The organism is Mycobacterium sp. NGS40 (assembly GCF_059812735.1).
This window is the reverse complement of the sequence record NZ_JCALDG010000009.1, coordinates 157182-178661: the sequence shown is the minus strand read 5'-3', so window position 1 is coordinate 178661 and position 21480 is coordinate 157182. Positions and strand designations below refer to the sequence as shown.

Here is a 21480-nt window from a genome sequence, read left to right as displayed (position 1 = left end):
GGCCAGACGGTGTTCGATGCCGACTACCGTGCGCTGCTCTGCGAGGCGTTCGACGACCGTGTCACCGAGTGGACCTCCGAAGCCGAAGCGCAGCAACGCTTTCCGCGCAAGCTGATCGAGCATCTGGGAGCAAGCGGAGTTTTCGCCGCTAAGTGGACCGACCAGGCTCACCCCGACGTCAGCAAGCTCGTCGAGCTTGCCCTGGCGCTGGGCCACCTGGCCTCGGCCGGTATCGGAGTGGGCGTCAGCCTGCACGATTCGGCCATCGCCATGTTGCGCCGGTTCGGCAAAACCGACTACCTGAAAGACATCTGCGAGAAGGCGATTCGCGGCGAGGCCGTGCTCTGCATCGGCGCCTCGGAAGAATCGGGTGGGTCGGATCTGCAGATCGTTGAGACCGAGGTCCGTTCGCACGACGGCGGTTTCGCAGTCCGCGGTATCAAGAAGTTCGTCTCGCTGTCTCCGATCGCCGACCACATCATGGTCGTGGCGCGCAGCGTCGACCACGACTCGTCCAGCCGGCACGGCAACGTCGTCGTGGTGGCGGTGCCGACCACACATGTCGACGTGCAGCAGCCGTACAACAAGGTGGGTGCCGGGCCGCTGGACACGGCGGCGGTCCACATCGATACCTTGGTCCCGGCCGACGCGATGGTCGCGCGGGCCGGCACCGGGCTGGCGGCCATAAGTTGGGGGTTGGCGCACGAGCGCATGTCGATCGCCGGCCAGATCGCGGCGTCGTGCCAACGCGTGATCGGAATTACCCTGGCCCGCATGATGAATCGGCGCCAATTCGGCAACACCTTGTTGGAGCATCAGGCGCTGCGGCTACGGATGGCGGACCTGCAGGCGCGGGTCGACCAGTTGCGTTTCGCGCTGCACGGCATTGCCGCTGCGGGACGGCTGGATCTGCGGGCGGCCGCGGGGATCAAGGTCACCGCGGCACGCCTCGGCGAAGAAGTCATCGGCGAGTGCATGCACATCTTCGGCGGGTCCGGCTATCTCGTCGACGAAACACCGCTGGGCCGGGTGTGGCGGGACATGAAGCTGGCCCGGGTCGGCGGCGGCACCGACGAAGTCCTCTGGGAATTGGTCGCGGCCGGCATGAAAGCCGATCACGCCGGTTACGAGGATTGGGTCGCGCGCTCCAACGCGTAGAGCGCCATCCGCCGGTTCGGCGCGTCGTGCTCGCCCAGCGAACGGCATCCGACGAAATCGCACAGCCGGCGCACGGTGGTGTTGCGGTGATCCGGGTCGAACATGATCCGCTCGCAGCGTGGTTCCTGGTCGAACACGCTGGCCACGATTCGCGGTAGCAGTCGTGGGCCGAAGCCGCGGTTGACCAGCCTCAGATCCGCGATGGCCGCATGGAGCCCGATGTCGTAGGGCTGAGCGTCGTAATGACGCGAGATCATGTCCTTTGCTGCCCAATAGATCTCGAGGTAGGCGCACTCTTCGCCGCGCAGGGTGGCGATCAGCGGCAGCGAATAGGTCCCCGCGAGCTGCGCATCGAGGTGCTGACGCCACCGCGGCGCCGGCCACGCGTACTCCCAGGTCTCGGCGAGATGCGGGCGATTCATCCACTCCGACACCATCTCTGCGTCGTCGCCGACCGCGGCGCGCATGTCGTATGGCGGTTCCAGCGCGGGGACCGGAGGCCGGCCAACGCGCTGTACCTCTTCGGGGAGGTCCTTGCGCTCGCGCTTCAGTACCTGGGTCGACGTATCGTCGGTTTGGGTGCTTGCGGCTCCGTTCATCGTTTGCTGACCTTACCCGAGCCCGGTTTCAGGTTAGGTTAGGCATGCCAATTGTACGGGAGCTGCTGGGCCAGGCCGCAGCAACGTGACGGCTTTACGGGCGCCGCAGCGGTAATATCGCTACGCCCAGGCGCGAGTGGCGGAATTGGTAGACGCGCTGGATTTAGGTTCCAGTGTCTTAGGACGTGGGGGTTCGAGTCCCCCCTTGCGCACTCTGGCGTTCGTGTCGCCCTGCCGTGCACGGATGTGCCGAGCTCAACTGATCTCGATTTCGTGACCAGCGGATCGCCTCCGCGTCATTCAGCGAACAAGTGTTTAGTGAATTTCCGGCCCGGGTAGTCGGACAAGAACCGTGCCTCAGCCGATCCACGGTGAGCCGACAAAGACGTTGGGACGACGTATGGGTTCTACGCTGCACAGCCTCACTCGATGGAGCAAGTCGCCCGCCAAGGGCGTCACCGCCGCCAAGTCCTGGGTCAACGTGCCACGAGGACTCGCCGCCCGTGCGACCACTCCATTGCTGCCGGACGACTACCTCAAAATGCTCAATCCCTTGTGGTCGGCGCGCGAACTGCGCGGCCTCATCGTCGACGTGCACCCAGAGACCGCGGATTCGGCGACCGTCACCATCAAACCCGGGTGGGGCTTCTCCGGGAAATACCGGCCGGGCCAGTACGTCGGCATCGGATTACGGATCGACGGTCGGTGGCATTGGCGCTCGTACTCGCTGACCTCAATTCCGCAGCGCGACAACAAGAACATCACGATCACCGTCAAGGCGACGCCCGAGGGCTTCCTGTCCACACACCTGGTCAACGGCGTGGAACCGGGCACCATCGTGCGGCTGGCGACTCCGAAAGGAGAGTTCGCACTGCCCGACCCGCCGCCGGCGAAGATCCTGTTCGTCACGGCCGGCAGCGGGATCACGCCGGTAATGGCGATGTTGCGCACCCTGAAGTCCAGGGGACACAGTTCCGACGTCGTGCACGTTCACTCGGCACCGACGGTCGACGACGTGATTTTCCACGACGAGCTGCGCGAGCTGGAAAGCAGCGAGCCCGGGTATCGACTTCACTTGCACCTCACCGAAACTGAGGGCCACCTCGATTTCGGCGACCTGACCGGGATCGTGGGTGACTGGAAGGAACGCCCTGCCTGGGCCTGCGGGCCTCCCGCCCTCCTCGACACCGTCGAACGCGCGTGGAAGGACGCGGGTCGCGGCGACCAGCTGCATATGGAGCGCTTCACCATCGCGGCCACCGACAAGGGCGGTGAGGGCGGCACCGTCAACTTCGCGATATCCGATAAGACAATCGAAATTGATGGCGCCACATCCCTTTTAGAGGCAGGAGAGAAAGTCGGCATCCAGATGCCGTTCGGCTGCCGGATGGGCATCTGCCAAACGTGTGTGCTCCCGCTCGAGGCGGGGCACGTGCGCGACTTCCGGTCCGGAACCGAACACGGCGCGGGTGACCGTATCCAGACGTGCATATCGACGGCGTCCGGCGACTGCACGCTCAAGATCTGAGGAGGAAATCCGATGGCTATTACCGATGTCAAGCAATACGCACATCTCAGCGACGAGGACGTCGAAGCGCTGGGGCGCGAACTCGACGCGATCCGCGCCGACATCGAGGAATCGCGCGGCGAGCGCGATGCCCGGTATATCCGGCGAGCAGTGCACCTGCAACGAATGCTTGTCGTTGGCGCTCGAATCGTGTTGATGGCCAGTAATAATCGGTACGCATGGGTTGCCGGGACGGCGATGCTGGGTACCGGCAAGATCATCGAGAATATGGAACTCGGCCACAACATCACGCACGGTCAGTGGGACTGGATGAATGATCCGGAAATCCATTCGACCGAATGGGAATGGGACACCACCTCACCGAGCGTGCATTGGAAGAAGTCGCACAACTTCATCCACCACAAGTACACGAACATCGTCGGGATGGACGACGATGTCGGTTACGGCATCATGCGGGTCACCCGCGACGAGCCCTGGGCGCGTTGGATGATCGGCAACCCGATCTACAACCTGCTGCTGGGCACCCTGTTCGAATGGGGTGTGGCGGCGCACGGGCTGGAGCTTTCCCATGTCCGCCGACACGAGAAATCGTGGGCCGAAGTCCGCAAAGATCTGCGCATCATCGCCAAGAAGGTCGGCAAGCAGGTCGGCAAGGACTACATCGTTTTTCCGGCGCTGGCCGGACGCAACTGGAAGCACACGCTGCGGGCCAACGCGGTCGCCAACCTGATTCGCAACTACTGGTCCTACATGGTGATCTTCTGCGGTCACTTCCCCGACGGCGCCGAGAAATTCACCGTAGAAGAGTTCGAGAACGAGACGCAGGCGGAGTGGTACCTGCGCCAGATGCTGGGCTCGGCGAACTTCCACGCCGGGCCGCTGTTGGCTTTCATCAGCGGTAATCTGTGCTACCAGATCGAGCACCACCTCTTCCCCGATCTGCCCAGCAACCGCTACGCGGAAATCTCGGTCCGGGTGCGCGAGTTGTGCGAGAAGTACGACTTGCCGTACACCACCGGTTCGCTCGGACGGCAGTACTGGCAGTCGTTCTGGACGATCCTCAAGCTCGCCCTGCCGGACAAACTGCTCACCGCAACAGCCGACGATGCCCCGGAGACTCACTCCGAGTTGAAGTTCCGCGTGCGTGAGGGACTTAGGGACAGCTTCGTCGACCCGGCGACCGGCAAACGGCGGGGCCTGCGCACCGCGCTGCGCGAGCTACAGGCGCACTGAGTAGCCGCCTGACGCGCGGCTGCTTCTAGGACCGCGCCTCGACCGCCCTGGTGGCTTCAGCTATGGTAAGGCAACCCTTAGTTTGAGCTGAGCCACGACCAGGGTGGAGAGGACCGCTGATGGCCCGCGGGTTTCAGGGCGCGATACTGCGCGGATTCGGCGCGCGCGATCACCTCGCAACCGTGCTCGAAACCGTGCACATCGCACCGCATTTCGTGCGGGTCCGGATGGAGTCGGCAACCCTGTTCGAAGACGTCGAGGCCGAGCCCGCCGCGTGGCTGCGGTTCTGGTTCCCCGACCCGGCCGGATCGGACACCGAGTTCCAGCGCGGCTACACGATCTCCGAAGCCGATGCCCCGACCGGCCGCTTCGCGGTCGACGTCGTATTGCACGAACCCGCCGGCCCGGCATCGACGTGGGCCCGCACCGTCGCCCCCGGCACCACGATCGCGGTGATGTCGCTGATGGGTTCGTCGCGGTTCGACCCGCCCGAGGAGCAGCCGGCCGGTTACCTGCTGATCGGCGACTCGGCGTCGATCCCCGGGATGAACGGCATCATCGGCACGATTCCCGACGACGTGCCGATCGAGATGTACCTCGAGCAGCATGACGACCACGACACGGCGATCCCGATCACGGACCATCCCCGGCTGCGGGTGCATTGGGTACCTCGCCGGGACGACAAATCGCTGGCTGACGCCATCGAGTCCCGCGACTGGTCGAATTGGTATGCCTGGGCGACACCCGAGGCCACCACGCTGAAGAACGTGCGCAAGCGACTGAAGGAGGCCTTCGGCTTTCCCAAATCTGAGGTTCACGCGCAGGCGTACTGGAGCGCCGGGCGCGAAATGGGCACCAGCCGCGGCGGTGAGTCGCAGGCTCTCTCGGCGCCCGCCGACGAGGCGACGCTGGAAAGCGTTGCTGCACAGCCCGATACACCGACGGCCGCCGTTGGCGAGGCGAACCCCGGCAACTGGCGCGCTCAGGCCGCAGGCCGTTTGCTCGCGCCGCTGCGTTCGGCGCTGATCCTCTCCGGTGTGCTTCAGGCCGTGATCACGCTCCTGCAGCTCGCGCCGTTCGTGCTGCTGGTCGAGCTCGCCCGGCTCCTGGTGACCGGCGCCGACGCCTCGCGATTGTGGGATGTGGGCATCGCGGCCGTCCTGCTGCTGGGGCTGGGCACCGTGCTCGGCGCCGCCCTCACCCTCTGGCTGCACGTGATCGATGCCCGGTTCGCCAGCGCGCTGCGTTCGCGGTTGTTGGGCAAGATGTCGCGGCTGCCGCTGGGCTGGTTCACCGCCCGTGGATCGGGCGCGATTAAGCAACTGGTCACCGACGACACACTGTCGCTGCACTATCTGGTCACGCACGCGATCCCGGACGCGGTCAATGCGGTCGTCGCGCCGGTGGCGGTGCTGGTCTATCTGTTTACCGTCGACTGGCGCGTGGCGCTGGTCTTGTTCGGGCCGGTGCTGGTCTATCTCGTGATGGCGTCGGCGTTGTCGATCCAATCCGGTCCGAAGATCGCGCAGTCGGCGCGCTGGGCCGAAAGAATGACGTCGGAAGCCGGTGCCTACCTCGAGGGTCAGCCGGTGATCCGCGTCTTCGGTGGCGCGGCGGCGTCGAGTTTCCGGCGCCGGCTCGACGAGTACGTCGGATTTTTGGTGGCCTGGCAGCGCCCGCTGGCCGGCAAGAAAACCGCGATGGACCTGGCTACCCGCCCGTCCACCTTCCTGTGGCTGATCTCGGTCATCGGCACCCTGCTGGTCGTCACGCACCGGATGGATCCGGTGAACCTGCTGCCGTTTATGTTGCTGGGCACCACCTTCGGTGTCCGGCTGCTCGGCATCGCCTACGGGCTCGGCGGCATTCGCACCGGAATGCTCGCCGCCCGGCGCCTGCAAATCGCGCTCGACGAGCAAGATCTCGGGGTGACCGCGCATCCGGGCTCGACGGTCGGCGACTCGGTGGCCACCGTGGTGTTCGACCGCGTCGGCTTCAGTTATCGCCCCGGGGTTCCGGTGATTAAGGACGTATCGCTGGAACTGCGCCCGGGAACGGTGACCGCGCTCGTCGGACCGTCCGGCTCTGGCAAGTCGACGCTGGCGGCGCTGCTGGCGCGGTTCCACGATGTCGAACACGGCGCGATACGTGTTGGGGGACAAGATATCCGGTCACTGACCGCCGATGAGCTCTACCCGCGGGTCGGCTTCGTGCTGCAGGAAACCCAGCTTGTGCAGGGCACCGTCGCGGAGAACATCGCGCTGGCCGTGCCGGATGCCACCCGCGAACAGATCCAGGCCGCCGCCCGCGAGGCGCAGATCCACGACCGGATACTGCGACTGCCGCAGGGCTACGACACCATGCTGGGCGCGAATGCCGCACTCTCCGGCGGTGAGCGCCAGCGCCTCACCATCGCCCGCGCGATTCTCGCCGACACTCCGGTCCTGATCCTCGACGAGGCCACCGCGTTCGCCGATCCAGAGTCGGAATACCTTGTGCAGCAAGCGCTTAACCGGCTGACTCGCGATCGGACCGTGTTGGTGATCGCGCACCGGCTGCACACCGTCACCCGGGCTGACCAGATCGTCGTGCTCGATCACGGGCAGGTCGCCGAACGCGGTACCCACGAGGAGTTGCTCGCCGCCGACGGGCGGTATCGGCGGTTGTGGGATACCGGTCAGGGCACTGCGGTGGCCGCGACCGGCGCGGCGCAGGAGGGCGGGCGATGATGCGCACCTGGATCAGCCTCGTTCCGGCGCACAGCCGCGCGAAGATGACCGCCTACGGGATCCTCGCGCTCATCTCCGTCGTCGTGCGTGCTGTCGGCGCGGTCCTGCTTGTCCCGCTGGTGGGCGCACTGTTCAGTGACGCACCGCAGCGTGCGCTGGCGTGGCTGGGCTGGCTGACCGTCGTCACCGTGACCGGATGGGTCGTCGACACCATGACCGCTCGCACCAGCTTCGACTTGGGTTTCGCGGTGCTCGACCATTCGCAGCATGACGTGGCCGATCGGCTGCCCAGGGTGCGGTTGGACTGGTTCAACTCCGACAACACCGCGACGGCCCGCCAGGCGATCGCGGCAACCGGTCCGGAACTGGTCGGCTTGGTGGTCAACCTGCTGACGCCGCTGACGACGTCGATTCTGCTGCCCGCGGTCATCGGCCTGGCGCTGTTGGGAATCTCGTGGCAGCTCGGTGTGGCGGCGCTGGCCGGTGTGCCGCTGCTGCTCGGCGCGCTGTGGGCCTCGCTTCGGTTGGCCCGGCGCGCCGACGTGGCGGCCGGGGACGCCAATACCGCACTCACCGAACGGATCATCGAGTTCGCGCGGACCCAGCAGGCGCTGCGTGCCGCGCGGCGGGTCGAGCCGGCCCGCAGCCAGGTGGGTTCCGCGCTGGGCGAGCAACACCGCGCGACGATGCGCCTGCTCGGCATGCAAATCCCCGGCCAGCTGCTGTTCAGCGTCGCCAGCCAGCTGGCCCTGATCGCGCTGGCCGGCGCCACCACGGCGCTGACCATGGACGGCACGCTCACCGCGGCGCAGGCGGTTGCCTTGATCGTCGTGATCGCCCGCTACCTGGAGCCGTTCACCACCGTCAGCGAGCTGGCACCCGCGCTGGAGAGCACCCGCGCCACCCTGGACCGCATCCGCAGTGTGCTCACCGCACCGGCCGTGGCGTCGGGCGCCGCCGACCTGCCGGACACCATGTCCGCCCCCCGCATCGAATTCGACGACGTCGCCTTCGGTTACGACGGCGCCCGCGCGCCGGTGCTGGACGGGGTCAGCTTCGCACTGGACCCCGGAACCACGACGGCAATCGTCGGGCCGTCGGGCTCCGGAAAGAGCACCATCCTGGCGCTGATCGCCGGGTTGCACCAACCCACCCGCGGCCGCGTCGTCATCGACGGCGCCGACGCCGCCACGCTGAACGCCGACGCGCGCCGCGGCCTCAGCAGTGTCGTGTTCCAGCACCCGTACCTGTTCCACGGGACGATCCGCGACAACGTCCTGGCCGGCAATCCGACCGCGGGCGGGGAGCAGTTCGGCCGGGCCGTCGCGCTGGCCCGGGTCGACGAGCTGATCGACCGGTTGCCAGACGGCGCCGACACCGTCGTCGGCGAGGGCGGCTCGGCGCTCTCCGGTGGCGAGCGGCAACGGGTCAGCATCGCGCGGGCGCTGCTGAAGCCCGCTCCCGTGCTACTGGTCGACGAGGCGACCAGCGCCCTGGACACCGAGAACGAGGTCGCGGTGGTCGACGCGCTCACCGCCGACCCGCAAGCGCGCACCCGCGTGATCGTGGCCCATCGGCTGGCGAGCATCCGCCACGCCGACCGCGTGCTGTTCGTGGACGACGGGCGTGTCGCCGAGGACGGGTCGATCGACGAATTGCTGGCTGCCGGTGGCCGATTCAGCGAATTCTGGCGGCAGCAGCATGAGGCTGCCGACTGGCACATAGTCGCTGAGTAAGTCGCCGATCAGGTCACGGCGGGTGGCACTTGCGGTATGCCTTACAGTTGATCGGTCGGTCAGCTGGTTGAATCCCGGAGGCGTGGTTGCGTATGAGTGCTGTGGTCTCGATTCCGCGGTACCCCGGCGATGTGACACCCGCATGGCTGTCCGCCGCACTGAGCGGACGGCACGCACCGGTCGAGGTGTCCGGAGTCGACGTGGTGGCCATCGGCACCGGCCAGACCGGGGCGACCTATCGCGTGACGGCCGAGTACGCCGCCGATCCCGGTGAGCTGCCGCAGACCTTCGTGATCAAGCTGCCCGCCCAGGACGACACCGTGCGCGACCGCGTCGTCATCGGCTACCGCAGCGAATGCGCCTTTTACACGTCGGTGGCCGACCGCGTGCGGGTGCCTACCCCGAGTTGCTACTACTGCCAGATCACCGACGACGCCATGGAATACGCGCTGCTGCTGGCCGACCAGGCACCCGCGGTGCAGGGCGATCAGATCGCCGGCTGCGGCGAGCAGGAGGCGCGGCTGTCGGTGCTGGCGCTGGCCGGCCTGCACGGGCCCAGCTGGTGCGACGCCTACTGGCTGGATCTGCCCGGGCTGGCATTTCCCCGTCCGGATGACGACATGGCCAAGGGTCTCGGCGAAGTCGCGAAGATGAGCGCCGACATCACCCTGGAAAAACTGGGCGACCGGATGAGTGCCGAAGATCGCGAGACCTTCACCACGACAATGGGTTTGGTGACACCATGGCTGTCATCCGAGCGGGAGCGGTTCGCGTTGCTGCACGGTGACTACCGGTTGGACAACCTGCTGTTCGATCCGGAGCGCACCCGGGTGAGCGTGGTCGACTGGCAAACGCTCGGTGTGGGTCTGCCGGCACGCGATCTCGCGTATTTCACGGCGACGAGCCTGAATCCGGAGCTTCGATCTATTGTCGAGAAAGACCTTGTCGACGACTATCATCAAGCGCTGCTGGGTTACGGCGTCACCGGCTACGACCGCGAAACATGTTGGCGTGATTACCGACTCGGGATGCCGCAGGCGTTGCTGATTTCCGCCCTGGGCTTCGCCTTCGCAACCTCGACCGAACGTGGTGACGACATGGTGCTGGCGATGCTCAGTCGTGGCTGCCAGGCCGTCCGCGATCTGGGGACGCTGGAACTGTTCGGCTGAGCCCGGTTATCGGTTGAACCGGCCGTCGAGATACTCGGCCCGGCACGCGTTGCGCGCGAGTTTGCCGCTGGTGGTGCGCGGAATCGCGCCGGCGGCAACGAGCCGCAGGTCGGCTACCCGAACCTGATGCTCGCGTGCGACCGCCGCTCGCACGGCCGCGGCGATCGCCTCGGGATCCGCGCGCCCGACGCCCGCGGCGCGTTCGGCGACGATGACAAGTTGCTCGGCCGAGCCACCGTCGGAAGCCTCGGCCGGTACGGAGAACGCCGCCACGTAGCCGGTCCGGATGGCCGGGGACGAATGACTGACCGTGGTTTCGATGTCGTGCGGATAGTGGTTGCGACCGTCGATGATGATGAGGTCTTTGATCCGGCCGGTCAGGTAGATCTCACCGTCGATGTAGACGCCGAGATCGCCGGTGGCCAGCCAGTAGCAGTTGTCCGGCGCGCCCTCGGCATGGCTGCCGTGCTCGAGGCGGGACTGCAGCTTGTTGCCGAACGTGCGCTGCGACTCTTCCTCGCGCCCGAAGTAGCCGCGGGCGACGTTGTTGCCGTGCAGCCAGATTTCCCCGACTCCGTAGTCCGGTACCTCGCCACCGTCCGGGCTGGCGATCACGGCCCACAGATCGCGGAACGGGTGGCCGCAGGACACGTAGGCAACCGCACCGTCGGCGTCCGGCTCGACGATCACCGCGCGCCCGGCGGCGAGTTCGGCGCGGTCCAGGTAGACCGCCTTGAACCCGGAATGCGGGGGAGTGCTGGCAACTCCGAGCGTCGCCTCCGCCATCCCGTAGGACGGTTTGACCGCCGTCGCTGGCAGTCCGTACGGCGCGAAGGCCTTGGTGAATTTCTCGATGGCCGCAATGGTCACCGGCTCCGAGCCGTTGAGCAGGCCGACCACATTGTGCAGGTCGATGTCGGCGCCTTCGGGGGGCAGCCCGCGCTCGGCGGCCAATTCGAATGCGAAATTCGGTGCGGCGGCGAATGTCGGGCCGTTGGCGGCTTCCGCGCTCAGTTCCTTGATCCAGCGGAACGGCCGGCGCACGAAGGCCATGGGATCCAGCAGCGTCAGGTATTCGCCACCGCACAACGCCGGGAACATGATCATGATCAGTCCCATGTCGTGGTAGAGCGGCAGCCAGCTGACACTGTGAGTGTTTCGGTGCAGGTCGCCGGCCAGGATCATCTGCAGCACATTGGTGCAGACGGCGCGATGGGTGACCTCCACGCCGGCCGGGCTGCGGGTCGACCCCGAGGTGTACTGCAGGTATGCGATGTCGTCGGTGCCGATCGTCGGCTCGACGAACATCGAGGCCAGCGACGCCGGGATCGCGTCCACCGCGATCAGTCGCGGGCGCCCGGCCACCGGATGCGCGCGCAACGACTCCCGCACTGACTCGGCCGCCGCGCTGGTCGTCAACACCACGGCGGGGCGCGCGTCGGCCAGCACGGCGGTCAACCGCTCGGTATGACCGGCCAGGGTGGGAGCGAACAGCGGAACCGCGATGTTGCCCGCATTGACGGCGGCGAAGAACGAGGCCACATACTCCAGACCCTGGGGCGCCAGGATCGCGACGCGATCGCCGGGCTTGGCAACCTGCTGGAGACGGGCGCCGATCGAGCGGACCTGGGTCCACAGCTCGTTCCAGCTCAGTTCGAGGACGCGGCCGTCCTGCTCTTTGGCGTAGTCGATGAACCGGTAGGACGGACGGTCGCCGAATGCCGCACGGTTTTGGTCGAAGAACGACGTGAGCGTCAAACCGTCCGGCAGGACGATGGAGCCGTCAGCGAGGACGTAATCATTAATGTCAGCCGCTAGTGGCTTAGCAGCGTCAATCGACAAATGGGGCCGTCCCATGTTGAAAGAATAAGTAACGCTCTTAGTCTTTTGCTCCACCGGGTGGGTGTGTCGCCCAGGTCGTTCAATAACGATGTGATGTATATCACATTACGGCGCCGTAATGAGCAGCTCATCGGGTCGCCGGCAAACGGCTACATTTGCCGTTGTCGGAATGAATTGTGTTGGGGCATTTCGTAGCTCGGGATCAGGTTGTGGTTGCCGATGTTCGCGCGTTCGCAACCGATTGTGAGCGGGGTGCCAGATCTGGGGTGCGTGGGCCCACGCGTCAGTATTGGCTCGACCCTTGATCCACCCGGATCTGGGCCGCGGTGACTTTGCGCGACTCGTCGCTGGCCAGCCAGCAGACGGCGTCGGCGATCTCTTCCGGTTCGGCAACCCAGTCGGGCAGAAACGGCGTCAATACATGCGCCAGCTGGGGGTTGGTTTCCATCGCCCTGGCCACCGCCGCGACCATGTCGCCGGAGCCCATCTGCGTGTTCACCGGGCCGGGGTGGACGCTGTTGACCCGGATCGAGTGTTTGCCCAGTTCGGCTGCGAAGGCCCGGGCCAGCCCGGTGACGGCGTGCTTGCTGGCCGTGTAGTGCACCATGAACGGCTGCTGCTTCGCTCCGGCCGCCGAGCTGATCAGAATGATCGAGCCGCCGCGCCCGCCTTCGATGATCTTGTCCGCGCCGGCCATCACGGTGTTCCAGGTGCCCGTCACGTTGATGTCCAGCACGTGGCCGAAGTCCTCGGGCGTGATCTCGTTCCACGGCTGCGGGGCCGCGACCCCGGCGTTGGCCACGATGATGTCCAGACGTCCGAATGCGGCGACGCCGTCGTCGACGGCCTTGCGCAACGCTTCCAGGTCGCGGGTGTCGACAACCGAGGCAAGGATGCGACGGTTGGTTTCCTCAACCAGGCGAACAGTTTCGGCCAGGTCTTCTTCCGTCGCCGGATCGTAAGGCACGCAGGACGGCAGCTTGCCCGCGATGTCGACGGCGATGATGTCGGCGCCTTCGGCGGCCATGCGCACGGCGTGGGCGCGGCCCTGGCCGCGCGCGGCTCCGGTGATGAAAGCGACACGCCCCTCGAGCTTGCCTGCCATTAGCGCTCCTTCTTCGTGGCTCGCCCGGCCGCCCGGACCAGGTTCGAGCCGATGATCAGACGCTGAATCTCACTGGTGCCCTCGTACAGCCGCAGCAGGCGCACGTCGCGGTAGATGCGTTCGACGGCAACGCCACGCATGTAACCACTGCCACCGTGAATCTGAACCGCGAGATCGGCTACCCGCCCGGCCATTTCGGTGCAGAATAGCTTCGCCGACGACGGCGCCACCCGGCGGTCCTCATCGGTCACCCACAGCCGCGCGGCTTCGCGGACCAACGCCCGGCCGGCCATTACCTCGGTCTGCTGGTCGGCGAGCATCGCCTGGACCAACTGGAAACTGCCGATCGGCTCACCGCCCTGCGTCGCACTGGCCGCGTATGCGACGGACTCGTCGAGCGCGCGTGTCGCGGCGCCGACCGCCAGCGCGGCGATGTGGACGCGTCCCCGCGCCAGCGAAGTCATCGCAGCCCGATAGCCGACGTCTTCGCTGCCGCCGACGAGCGCATCCGAGCCGACGCGAACATCGGTGAAGTTGACGTCCGCCGTCCACGCGCCTTCCTGGCCCATCTTGGCGTCCTTGACGCCCACCTCCACACCCGCGGTATCGGCGGGAACCAGGAACACCGCGATCCCCGGACCCTGGTCGTCGGCTGGGCGGGTGCGCGCGAACACCACGAACAGATCGGCGACCGGCGCGTTGGTGATGAAGCGCTTCTGGCCGGAGATCACCCAATCGTCATCGACTCGGCCGGCTTTGGTGCGCAAGCCGGCCGGGTTGGATCCGGCGCCGGGTTCGGTCAGCGCGAACGATGCGACGACGTCGCCGGACGCGATCGACTCCAGCCAGCGCGACTTCTGTTCGTCGGTGCCGAATCCGACCAGAACCTGCCCGGCGATGCCGTTGTTGGTGCCGAACATCGAACGCAGCGCCAGCGAGGTGTAGCCCAGCTCCATGGCGAGCTCGACGTCTTGCGTCAGGTTGAGGCCGAGCCCGCCCCATTCCTGAGGAATCGCGTAGCCGAACAAACCCATCTTCTTGGCCTCGTTGCGCAGGTCGTCGGGGACGCGATCCTCGTCGAGGATCTCCTGTTCCCGGGGAACGACTGCGGTGCGCACGAATTGCCTTGTCTGAGCGAGGATCTCGCGGAAGTCATCGTCGCTGACTGCCACGGATTCGGCGGTGGCCATGATCAGACACTCCTCTCCCGAGCCGGGATACCCCGGTCCAGCGCAGGATCTTATATCAAATATGATATTTGCCTGGAACCGCCCGGTGGTGGCGAGAACAGTGAAGGATGTGGAGCCAGATGTCGTTGTTGACAGGTCAGACGGCGGTAATCACAGGCGGAGCGCAGGGACTGGGTCTGGCCATCGCGGAGCGGTTCGTGGCAGAGGGCGCGCGCGTGGTGCTCGGCGACGTCAACCTCGAGGAAACCCAAGTCGTGGCCAAACAGCTGGGCGGTGACGACGTCGCCGTCGCGGTGCGGTGCGATGTCACCCAATCGTCCGACGTCGAGGCGCTGATCCAGACCGCGGTGCAACATTTCGGCGGCCTGGACATCATGGTCAACAACGCCGGTATCACCCGCGATGCCACCATGCGCAAGATGACCGAGGAGCAGTTCGATCAGGTCATCAACGTGCACCTGAAGGGGACCTGGAACGGGACCCGGCTCGCCGCGGCGGTCATGCGGGAGAACAAGCGGGGCGCGATCATCAACATGTCCTCGGTGTCCGGGAAGGTCGGCATGGTCGGCCAGACCAACTACTCGGCGGCCAAGGCCGGCATCGTCGGCATGACCAAGGCCGCTGCCAAGGAGCTGGCTTACCTGGGTGTGCGGGTGAACGCCATTGCTCCGGGATTGATCCGTTCTGCCATGACAGAGGCTATGCCGCAACGCATTTGGGACTCGAAGGTCGCCGAGGTGCCGATGGGCCGCGCCGGCGAGCCCAGTGAGGTGGCCAGCGTGGCGCTGTTCCTGGCATCCGACCTGTCGTCGTACATGACCGGCACCGTTATGGAAATCACCGGCGGCCGCCACCTATGAGTGCCGAGGTCGTCATCTGCGAGCCCGTCCGCACGCCGATCGGCCGCTACGGCGGAATGTTCTGCTCGCTCAGCGCCGTCGATCTCGGGGTCACCGCCCTGAAAGGACTGCTGGAGCGCACCGGTCTGGCTCCCGATGCCGTACAGGACGTGATTCTCGGTCACTGCTATCCCAACAGTGATGCGCCCGCAATCGGGCGCGTGGTGGCGTTGGATGCCGGCCTGCCGGTGACCGTGCCCGGCATGCAGGTGGACCGCCGCTGCGGCTCGGGCCTGCAAGCGGTCATCCACGCCTGCCTGCAGGTGGGCGCCGGCGACAGCGACCTCGTCGTCGCCGGGGGATGCGAAAGCATGAGCAATGTCGCCTTCTATTCGACCGACATGCGTTGGGGTGGTGCACGCAACGGCGTCCAGGTGCACGACGGACTGGCACGCGGGCGCACGACGGCCGGCGGCCGTCACCACCCGGTCGCGGGCGGGATGCTCGAGACCGCGGAGAATCTGCGCCGCGAGTACGGCATTTCACGACAGGAGCAGGACGAACTTGCGGTGCGGTCGCATCAGCGCGCCGTCGCCGCGCAGAAGGACGGCGTGCTGGTCGACGAGATCATCCCGGTCGTGGTCACCACCCGCGGCGGCGAGGAAGTCATCGACACCGACGAGCATCCCCGTGCCGACACCTCGGTCGAGTCGCTGAGCAAGCTGAAACCGGTTCTGCGTAAGGATGATCCGGAGGCGACGGTCACCGCCGGCAACGCCAGCGGGCAGAACGACGCCGCATCGATGTGTGTGGTGACCACGCGGGAGAAGGCAGACGAGTATGGCCTGACACCCCTGGTCCGCATGGTGTCGTGGGGCCTGGCGGGGGTGGCGCCCAACGTCATGGGAATCGGCCCGGTGCCCGCTACCGAGGCCGCGCTGGCCAAGGCCGGCTTGCAACTGTCCGACATCGATCTCATCGAACTCAACGAAGCCTTTGCCGCCCAAGCCCTTGCCGTGACGCGCGAATGGAAGTTCGGCGCGGGCGATTTCGACCGAACCAACGTGCACGGCTCGGGAATATCGCTGGGACATCCGGTCGGCGCGACCGGGGGGCGGATGCTCGCCACTTTGGCGCGTGAGCTCAACCGTCGCCAGGCACGCTACGGGCTGGAGACCATGTGCATCGGCGGCGGCCAAGGGCTGGCCGCGATCTTCGAACGGGTCGGCTGACGGTGAGCAATCCCGGGTTGCCGCTGGCCGGTCTCACCGTGGTCGAGGTGTCCAGTTTCGTCGCCGCGCCACTGTGTGGAATGACGCTGAGTCAGCTTGGCGCAGAGGTGATCCGCGTCGACCCGATCGGCGGCGCTTCCGACGTCCAGCGCTGGCCACTGTCGGCGGACGGCACCTCGATCTATTGGACCGGCCTGAACAAGGGAAAGCGTTCGGCCACCATCGATATGCGTTCGCCCGAGGGGCAGGAACTGGTGGCGCGGCTGATCACCGAGGGCGACGGGATCGTGGTGACCAATGCCGCCGGCCTGTCCTGGCTGAGCCATGATGTGCTGGCAGCCAAGCGATCCGACGTGGTTCACGTCCAGTTGCTCGGGCGCGGTGACGGCTCCACCGGGGTGGACTACACCGTGAACGCAGGCATCGGCTACCCGCTCGTCACGGGCCCGGCCGACGCGGCCGGTCCGATCAATCATGTGTTGCCGGCCTGGGATGTGTGCTGCGGACTGTACGCGGCGTTGGCGGTCGTGACCGCCGTCCGGCGTCGCGAGCAGTCCGGGGCCGGGGCGCGGATCAGCCTGGCGTTGGAGGATGTCGCCCTGGCCACCGCCGCGAATCTTGGCTTGTTGACCGAACCTCAGGTCAACGGGACGCAGCGTGAGCGACTGGGCAATGCCATCTACGGTCAGTACGGGCAGGACTTCACCAGCCGTGACGGGGCCCGGTTCATGATTGTCCTGTTGACCGGCAGGCACTTTCGTGACCTGCTCACGGTGACGGGCACGGGCGCCGCGGTGTCGGCGCTCGGGGAGGCGCTGGGGGTGGATTTCGGCTCCGAGGGTGATCGTTACCGGTACCGGGACGTGCTGTCCGGTCTATTCGCCACCTGGTTCGCCGACCATACCGCCGAAGAAATCACCGCCGCGCTGTCGGACACCACGGTGTTGTTCGAGCGCTACTGCACCTTCGCCGAGGTTGCGGCTGGTCCGAAAGTAACTGCTAATCCCTTGTTTTCGCGTCTGCGGCAACCCGGCGTAGGCGACTATCTGGCACCCGGCCTGCCGACCGCGTTCGACGGTGCGCATCCGGGTCCCGCGCCCGCGCCCGCCCTGGGGCAAGACACCGCCGAGGTCCTGCGCGGCCTGGGCTTGACCACCGCCGACATCGAGCGCCTCGCCAGCGCGAACACCATCGCCTGTTGAGCCGGAAGGACCCACCGCACATGACCAAGCTCGCCCAAACCCTCGGGCTGACCGAATTCCAGACCGAGATCATCGCCACGGTGCGCCAATTCGTCGAGAAAGAAGTCATCCCCAACGCGGCCGAACTCGAACGTGGCGACACCTACCCGCAGCACATCGTCGACCAGATGCGCGAGATGGGCCTGTTCGGACTGATGATTCCGCAGCAGTACGGCGGGCTGGGGGAGTCGCTGCTGACCTACGCGCTTTGCGTGGAGGAACTGGCGCGCGGCTGGATGAGCGTATCCGGAGTGCTCAACACCCATTTCATCGTGGCGTACATGCTGCGTCAGCACGGCACCGACGAGCAGAAGCAGCGGTTCCTGCCCCGGATGGCGGCCGGCGAGACTCGCGGCGCGTTTTCGATGTCGGAGCCGGAGCTGGGTTCTGATGTCGCGGCGATCCGCACCCGCGCCCGTCGCGATGCCGACGGCACCTACACCATCAATGGCCAGAAGATGTGGCTGACCAACGGCGCCACCTCCACCCTGGTGGCGGTGCTGGTGCGCACCGACGAAGGCTCGGACAAACCGCACCGCAACCTGACCGCGTTCCTGGTCGAGAAGCCAGTCGGATTCGGCGAAGTCGTTGCCGGCCTGCACATTCCAGGCAAGATCGACAAGCTCGGCTACAAAGGCATCGAAACCACCGAGATGATTTTCGACGGTTACCGGGCCGGCGCCGACGATGTGCTCGGCGGCATCACCGGGCAGGGCTTCTTCCAGATGATGGACGGCATCGAGGTCGGCCGGGTCAACGTGTCGGCACGCGCGTGTGGCGTCGGGTTGCGTGCCTTCGAGCTCGCGGTGCGCTACGCGCAACAGCGCCAGACGTTCGGAAAGCCGATCGCCGAGCACCAGGCCATCGCGTTTCAGCTGGCCGAGATGGCGACAAAAGTCGAAGCGGCACATCTGATGATGGTCAACGCTGCGCGGCTGAAGGATTCGGGCGAGCGTAACGACGTCGCTGCCGGCATGGCCAAATATCTGTGCAGCGAATACTGCACCGAGGTGACTCAGCAGAGCTTCCGGATCCACGGCGGCTACGGCTATTCCAAGGAATACGAGATCGAGCGGTTGATGCGCGACGCGCCGTTCCTGCTGATCGGCGAGGGAACCAGCGAGATCCAGAAGAACATCATCAGCAAGCGATTGCTCGCGGAATACCAGGTGTAGGCAGATGAGCGTTCCGGATTTCGTTGCGCGGCCTCAGCTCTCCGAGGACGTCGCGCGGATTATCCGCGGGCGGATATTCGACGGCGTCTACACCGCGGGGTCCTATATCCGGCTGGATCAATTGGCTGCCGAGCTGGGGATCAGCGTCACGCCGGTCCGTGAGGCGCTGTTCGCGCTGCGCGCCGAGGGGCTGATCGCCCAGCAGCCCCGCCGCGGCTTCGTGGTATTGCCGGTCACCGGCCGAGACGTCACCGACGTGGCGAACGTACAGGCACATGTCGGAGGGGAGCTGGCCGCGCGGGCCGCGGTCAACATCACTGCCGAGCAGCTGCATGAACTCAAGGAACTCCAGGCCCAGCTGGAACAGGCCTATGCCGGCGATGACCACGAGCGGACGGTCCGGCTCAACCACGAGTTTCACCGGGCCATCAACGTCGCGGCGGACTCGCCGAAACTCGCTCAGTTGATGTCGCAGATCACCCGTTACGCCCCCGAATCGGTGTTTCCCTCGATCGAGGGCTGGCCGAGCCAGTCGATCAAGGACCATCGGGAGATCTTGACGGCGCTTGAAATTCACGACGACAAGCTTGCCCGCGCGGCGATGTCGGAACACCTTGCCGCCGGCGCGATCCCGTTGATCGATCATCTCGTCGCGCGTGGTGTGGTGCTCGACGAAGAGTCTTAGCTCTGGCGGAAGGTGTTGCGGTAACTCTGCGGCGATACTCCGGACAGCCGACGGAATTGCTCGCGGAAATTCGTCGCTGACGCGAAACCTACTTGACGCGAAATGGTTTCGACGCTGTCGGCAGTTCTCTCCAGCAGTCGTTGCGCATGGCGGACCCGAACATTGTTGACCCACTGCATCGGCGTCTGACCGGTCTCGAGCTTGAATCGGCGATTGATTGTCCGCTCGCTGCTGGCTGCCCGGCGGGCAATGTCTCGCAGCGTCAGTGGCAGGTGCGCGTTGTTCTCGATCCAAACCAGCAGGCCGTCGAGTTCGGTGTTGGACATGCGGCGGTTGCGGATGATGAATTGTGCTTGGCCGCCGCTGCGGTGCAGCGGGGTGACGGCGAGGCGGGCGGCGTCAGCGGCTGCGGCCGAGCCATAATCGCAGGCGACCATGTGCAGGCACAGATCCAGTCCGGCCGACGCTCCGGCCGAGCTGAGGACTTGGCCTTCGTCGACGTAGAGCGCATCGGCATCGAGCCTGACATTCGGGTAAGTCGCGGAAAACAATTCCGCCGCAAGCCAATGCGTGGTCGCCCGCTTGCCGTCGAAGATGCCCGCGGCGGCGACGGTAAAAGCACCGCTACAGATCGATGCAATTCGAATTCCCCTGTGGTAAGCCGACTTCAATGCTTCGATCACGTCGCCGCGGACTGCTGCCGCGGCATCGTTGCGGCCCGGCACGACGATGGTGTCGGCGTTGGCGAGCTCGTCCAGGCCGAAGTCCGTCGCGATCCGGATTGGCCCCGCCGCGACCACGGGTTCGCAGCCACACACTCGAACGCGGTAGCCTGGCGCTGCGTTGGCGAGCCAGACACGGCCGAAGACCTCGACCGCGATCGCGAGATCGAACGCGATGGTGTCGGGCTCGGCCAGAACAGCGACAGAATGCATGGCTTGGCAATATACCGGCGCAATGTGGCAATCCAGCCACTGGTCTGAGTTGCCGCGACCGGCGAACATAGCCGGGTGCATGCGCAAATCGTGTTGTACGACGGCTTCGACCCGTTGGACGTCATCGCTCCGTTCGAGGTTCTGGCCGCCGGCTCGGATATGGTCGCGGGCGAGCTTTGGGTGACATTGGTAGCGGCGGAAGGCCCTCGCCGCGTGACCAGCGGGACCCGCGGTTTGACGCTGGCCGCCACCGCCGTGCTCGATCCGTCCGAACCCGGGTGCGTGATCGTCCCCGGTGCCAGCGGGCCGATCGCTGGTGACCCCGATGACGGCGTCGACACCATTCCGGTGTTGTTGGCACGGGCTGCGCAGACGGAGCTGACTCCACTGCTGCACAAGGCATTTGCCAATCCCGACGTGACCATGGCGGCGGTGTGTGGTGGTTCGGTGGTGATGGCGATGTCGGGTCTGATCGAAGGACGCCACGCCGTGACGCATCATCTGGGTCTGGATCTGCTCGAGGCCGCAGGTGTGCACCCGGTGGCGGCCCGAGTCGTTGACGACGGAGATCTCGTGACAGCGGGCGGGGTGACGTCGGGACTCGACCTGGCCCTGCATCTGCTCGATCGCCTCTACGGTCCTCGAATCGCGCACGCCGTCGAGGAACTCTTCGAATACGAACGGCGCGGCACCGTATGGCGGCCCGTGGGCCGAGAGCCTGTGGAGGTTTAGTTGAGCATCGACGGCGACTGGGACGTGACGATCAAGACTCCGATCGGAACACTGGCGGTGCAGTACGCGTTCACGCAGCTGCGCGACGGGCTCGCCGGTACGGCGACTTACAAAGACGAAACCGTTGCGCTGCAAGGGCTTACGAGCGAGCCGGCGGATGGTGGTACCCGACTCACCTGGCGTCAGTCGGTGAGCAGGCCCATGCGGCTGAATCTGGCTTTCGACGTACTGGTCCACGGTGATGTCCTGAGCGGACACTCTCGCGCCGGCCGATTGCCACGCTCGGCGGTATCGGGGGTTCGCCGGTAGCCGTCGCCATCGCTTGTTGCTGGGGCGGGGCGGGGCATACGCT

Annotated in this window: 18 protein-coding genes and 1 tRNA gene; 14 read left to right on the top strand and 5 right to left on the bottom strand. The window is 66.1% G+C overall.

Annotation, left to right across the window (positions count from 1 at the left end):
- The first annotated feature begins 9 nt into the window (after positions 1 to 9).
- A complete protein-coding gene (mbtN, locus tag AC5Y5O_RS16035) occupies positions 10 to 1158 on the top strand; it encodes a mycobactin biosynthesis acyl-ACP dehydrogenase MbtN (RefSeq protein WP_096291289.1) in 1149 nt (382 codons plus the stop codon).
- Here the strand turns inward: mbtN and AC5Y5O_RS16030 are convergent.
- Positions 1125 to 1757, bottom strand: a complete 633-nt coding sequence (locus AC5Y5O_RS16030) for a GNAT family N-acetyltransferase (RefSeq protein WP_096289530.1) — start codon at positions 1755 to 1757, stop codon at positions 1125 to 1127. The genes mbtN and AC5Y5O_RS16030 overlap by 34 nt on opposite strands.
- A 130-nt stretch (positions 1758 to 1887) precedes the next feature.
- On the opposite strand from AC5Y5O_RS16030, the gene AC5Y5O_RS16025 reads away from it, so the two are divergent.
- The 6 genes from AC5Y5O_RS16025 to AC5Y5O_RS16000 all read left to right on the top strand — a co-directional run bounded on the left by AC5Y5O_RS16025 (position 1888) and on the right by AC5Y5O_RS16000 (position 10152).
- Positions 1888 to 1969, top strand: a tRNA-Leu gene (locus tag AC5Y5O_RS16025).
- A 188-nt stretch (positions 1970 to 2157) separates the two neighbouring features.
- The gene (locus AC5Y5O_RS16020) at positions 2158 to 3285 is read left to right on the top strand and encodes a ferredoxin reductase (protein WP_096289529.1); all 1128 of its coding nucleotides are present in this window, start codon (positions 2158 to 2160) and stop codon (positions 3283 to 3285) included.
- Between the two features lie 12 nt (positions 3286 to 3297).
- Positions 3298 to 4518 (top strand): fatty acid desaturase family protein, encoded by a 1221-nt coding sequence (locus AC5Y5O_RS16015; protein ID WP_096289528.1) that lies wholly within the window; start codon positions 3298 to 3300, stop codon positions 4516 to 4518.
- A 119-nt stretch (positions 4519 to 4637) separates the two neighbouring features.
- Positions 4638 to 7247 (top strand): ABC transporter ATP-binding protein/permease, encoded by a 2610-nt coding sequence (locus AC5Y5O_RS16010; RefSeq protein ID WP_096289527.1) that lies wholly within the window; start codon positions 4638 to 4640, stop codon positions 7245 to 7247.
- Positions 7244 to 8983 carry an ABC transporter ATP-binding protein gene (locus AC5Y5O_RS16005; protein WP_096289526.1) on the top strand — a complete coding sequence of 580 codons (1740 nt, stop codon included), beginning with the start codon at positions 7244 to 7246 and terminating at the stop codon, positions 8981 to 8983. Before AC5Y5O_RS16010 ends, AC5Y5O_RS16005 begins: the two co-directional genes overlap by 4 nt.
- A gap of 92 nt (positions 8984 to 9075) precedes the next feature.
- Complete coding sequence (locus AC5Y5O_RS16000; protein ID WP_096289525.1) at positions 9076 to 10152, top strand: phosphotransferase family protein; 1077 nt, start codon at positions 9076 to 9078, stop codon at positions 10150 to 10152.
- A gap of 6 nt (positions 10153 to 10158) precedes the next feature.
- On the opposite strand, the gene AC5Y5O_RS15995 is transcribed toward AC5Y5O_RS16000, so the two are convergent.
- The 3 genes from AC5Y5O_RS15995 to AC5Y5O_RS15985 form a co-directional block, all read right to left on the bottom strand.
- Positions 10159 to 12009 carry a fatty acyl-AMP ligase gene (locus tag AC5Y5O_RS15995; RefSeq protein ID WP_096289524.1) on the bottom strand — a complete coding sequence of 617 codons (1851 nt, stop codon included), beginning with the start codon at positions 12007 to 12009 and terminating at the stop codon, positions 10159 to 10161.
- Positions 12010 to 12277: 268 nt separating this feature from the next.
- The gene (locus AC5Y5O_RS15990; RefSeq protein WP_096289523.1) at positions 12278 to 13099 is read right to left on the bottom strand and encodes a mycofactocin-coupled SDR family oxidoreductase; all 822 of its coding nucleotides are present in this window, start codon (positions 13097 to 13099) and stop codon (positions 12278 to 12280) included.
- On the bottom strand, positions 13099 to 14289 hold the full coding sequence (locus AC5Y5O_RS15985) for an acyl-CoA dehydrogenase family protein (RefSeq protein WP_096289522.1): 1191 nt from the start codon (positions 14287 to 14289) through the stop codon (positions 13099 to 13101). Before AC5Y5O_RS15985 ends, AC5Y5O_RS15990 begins: the two co-directional genes overlap by 1 nt.
- Positions 14290 to 14408: 119 nt before the next feature.
- On the opposite strand from AC5Y5O_RS15985, the gene fabG reads away from it, so the two are divergent.
- Genes fabG through AC5Y5O_RS15960 form a run of 5 tightly spaced genes read left to right on the top strand, consistent with a single transcriptional unit; the run spans position 14409 to position 19461 of the window.
- The gene (fabG, locus tag AC5Y5O_RS15980) at positions 14409 to 15149 is read left to right on the top strand and encodes a 3-oxoacyl-ACP reductase FabG (RefSeq protein WP_500025702.1); all 741 of its coding nucleotides are present in this window, start codon (positions 14409 to 14411) and stop codon (positions 15147 to 15149) included.
- Positions 15146 to 16360, top strand: a complete 1215-nt coding sequence (locus AC5Y5O_RS15975; protein WP_096289521.1) for an acetyl-CoA C-acetyltransferase — start codon at positions 15146 to 15148, stop codon at positions 16358 to 16360. The genes fabG and AC5Y5O_RS15975 overlap by 4 nt, the downstream gene beginning before the upstream one ends.
- 2 nt (positions 16361 to 16362) lie before the next feature.
- A complete protein-coding gene (locus tag AC5Y5O_RS15970) occupies positions 16363 to 17562 on the top strand; it encodes a CoA transferase (RefSeq protein ID WP_096289520.1) in 1200 nt (399 codons plus the stop codon).
- A gap of 20 nt (positions 17563 to 17582) precedes the next feature.
- Positions 17583 to 18776, top strand: coding sequence for an acyl-CoA dehydrogenase family protein (locus tag AC5Y5O_RS15965; RefSeq protein ID WP_096289519.1), 1194 nt, complete (start codon positions 17583 to 17585; stop codon positions 18774 to 18776).
- A 4-nt stretch (positions 18777 to 18780) separates the two neighbouring features.
- A complete protein-coding gene (locus tag AC5Y5O_RS15960; RefSeq protein ID WP_096289518.1) occupies positions 18781 to 19461 on the top strand; it encodes a GntR family transcriptional regulator in 681 nt (226 codons plus the stop codon).
- Here the strand turns inward: AC5Y5O_RS15960 and AC5Y5O_RS15955 are convergent.
- Positions 19458 to 20396, bottom strand: coding sequence for a GlxA family transcriptional regulator (locus AC5Y5O_RS15955; protein WP_500025701.1), 939 nt, complete (start codon positions 20394 to 20396; stop codon positions 19458 to 19460). The two genes, AC5Y5O_RS15960 and AC5Y5O_RS15955, sit on opposite strands and share 4 nt — an antisense overlap.
- Positions 20397 to 20471: 75 nt before the next feature.
- On the opposite strand from AC5Y5O_RS15955, the gene AC5Y5O_RS15950 reads away from it, so the two are divergent.
- Complete coding sequence (locus tag AC5Y5O_RS15950) at positions 20472 to 21128, top strand: DJ-1/PfpI family protein (protein WP_096289517.1); 657 nt, start codon at positions 20472 to 20474, stop codon at positions 21126 to 21128.
- The gene (locus AC5Y5O_RS15945) at positions 21129 to 21437 is read left to right on the top strand and encodes a hypothetical protein (RefSeq protein ID WP_096289516.1); all 309 of its coding nucleotides are present in this window, start codon (positions 21129 to 21131) and stop codon (positions 21435 to 21437) included.
- The last annotated feature ends 43 nt before the right edge of the window (positions 21438 to 21480 follow it).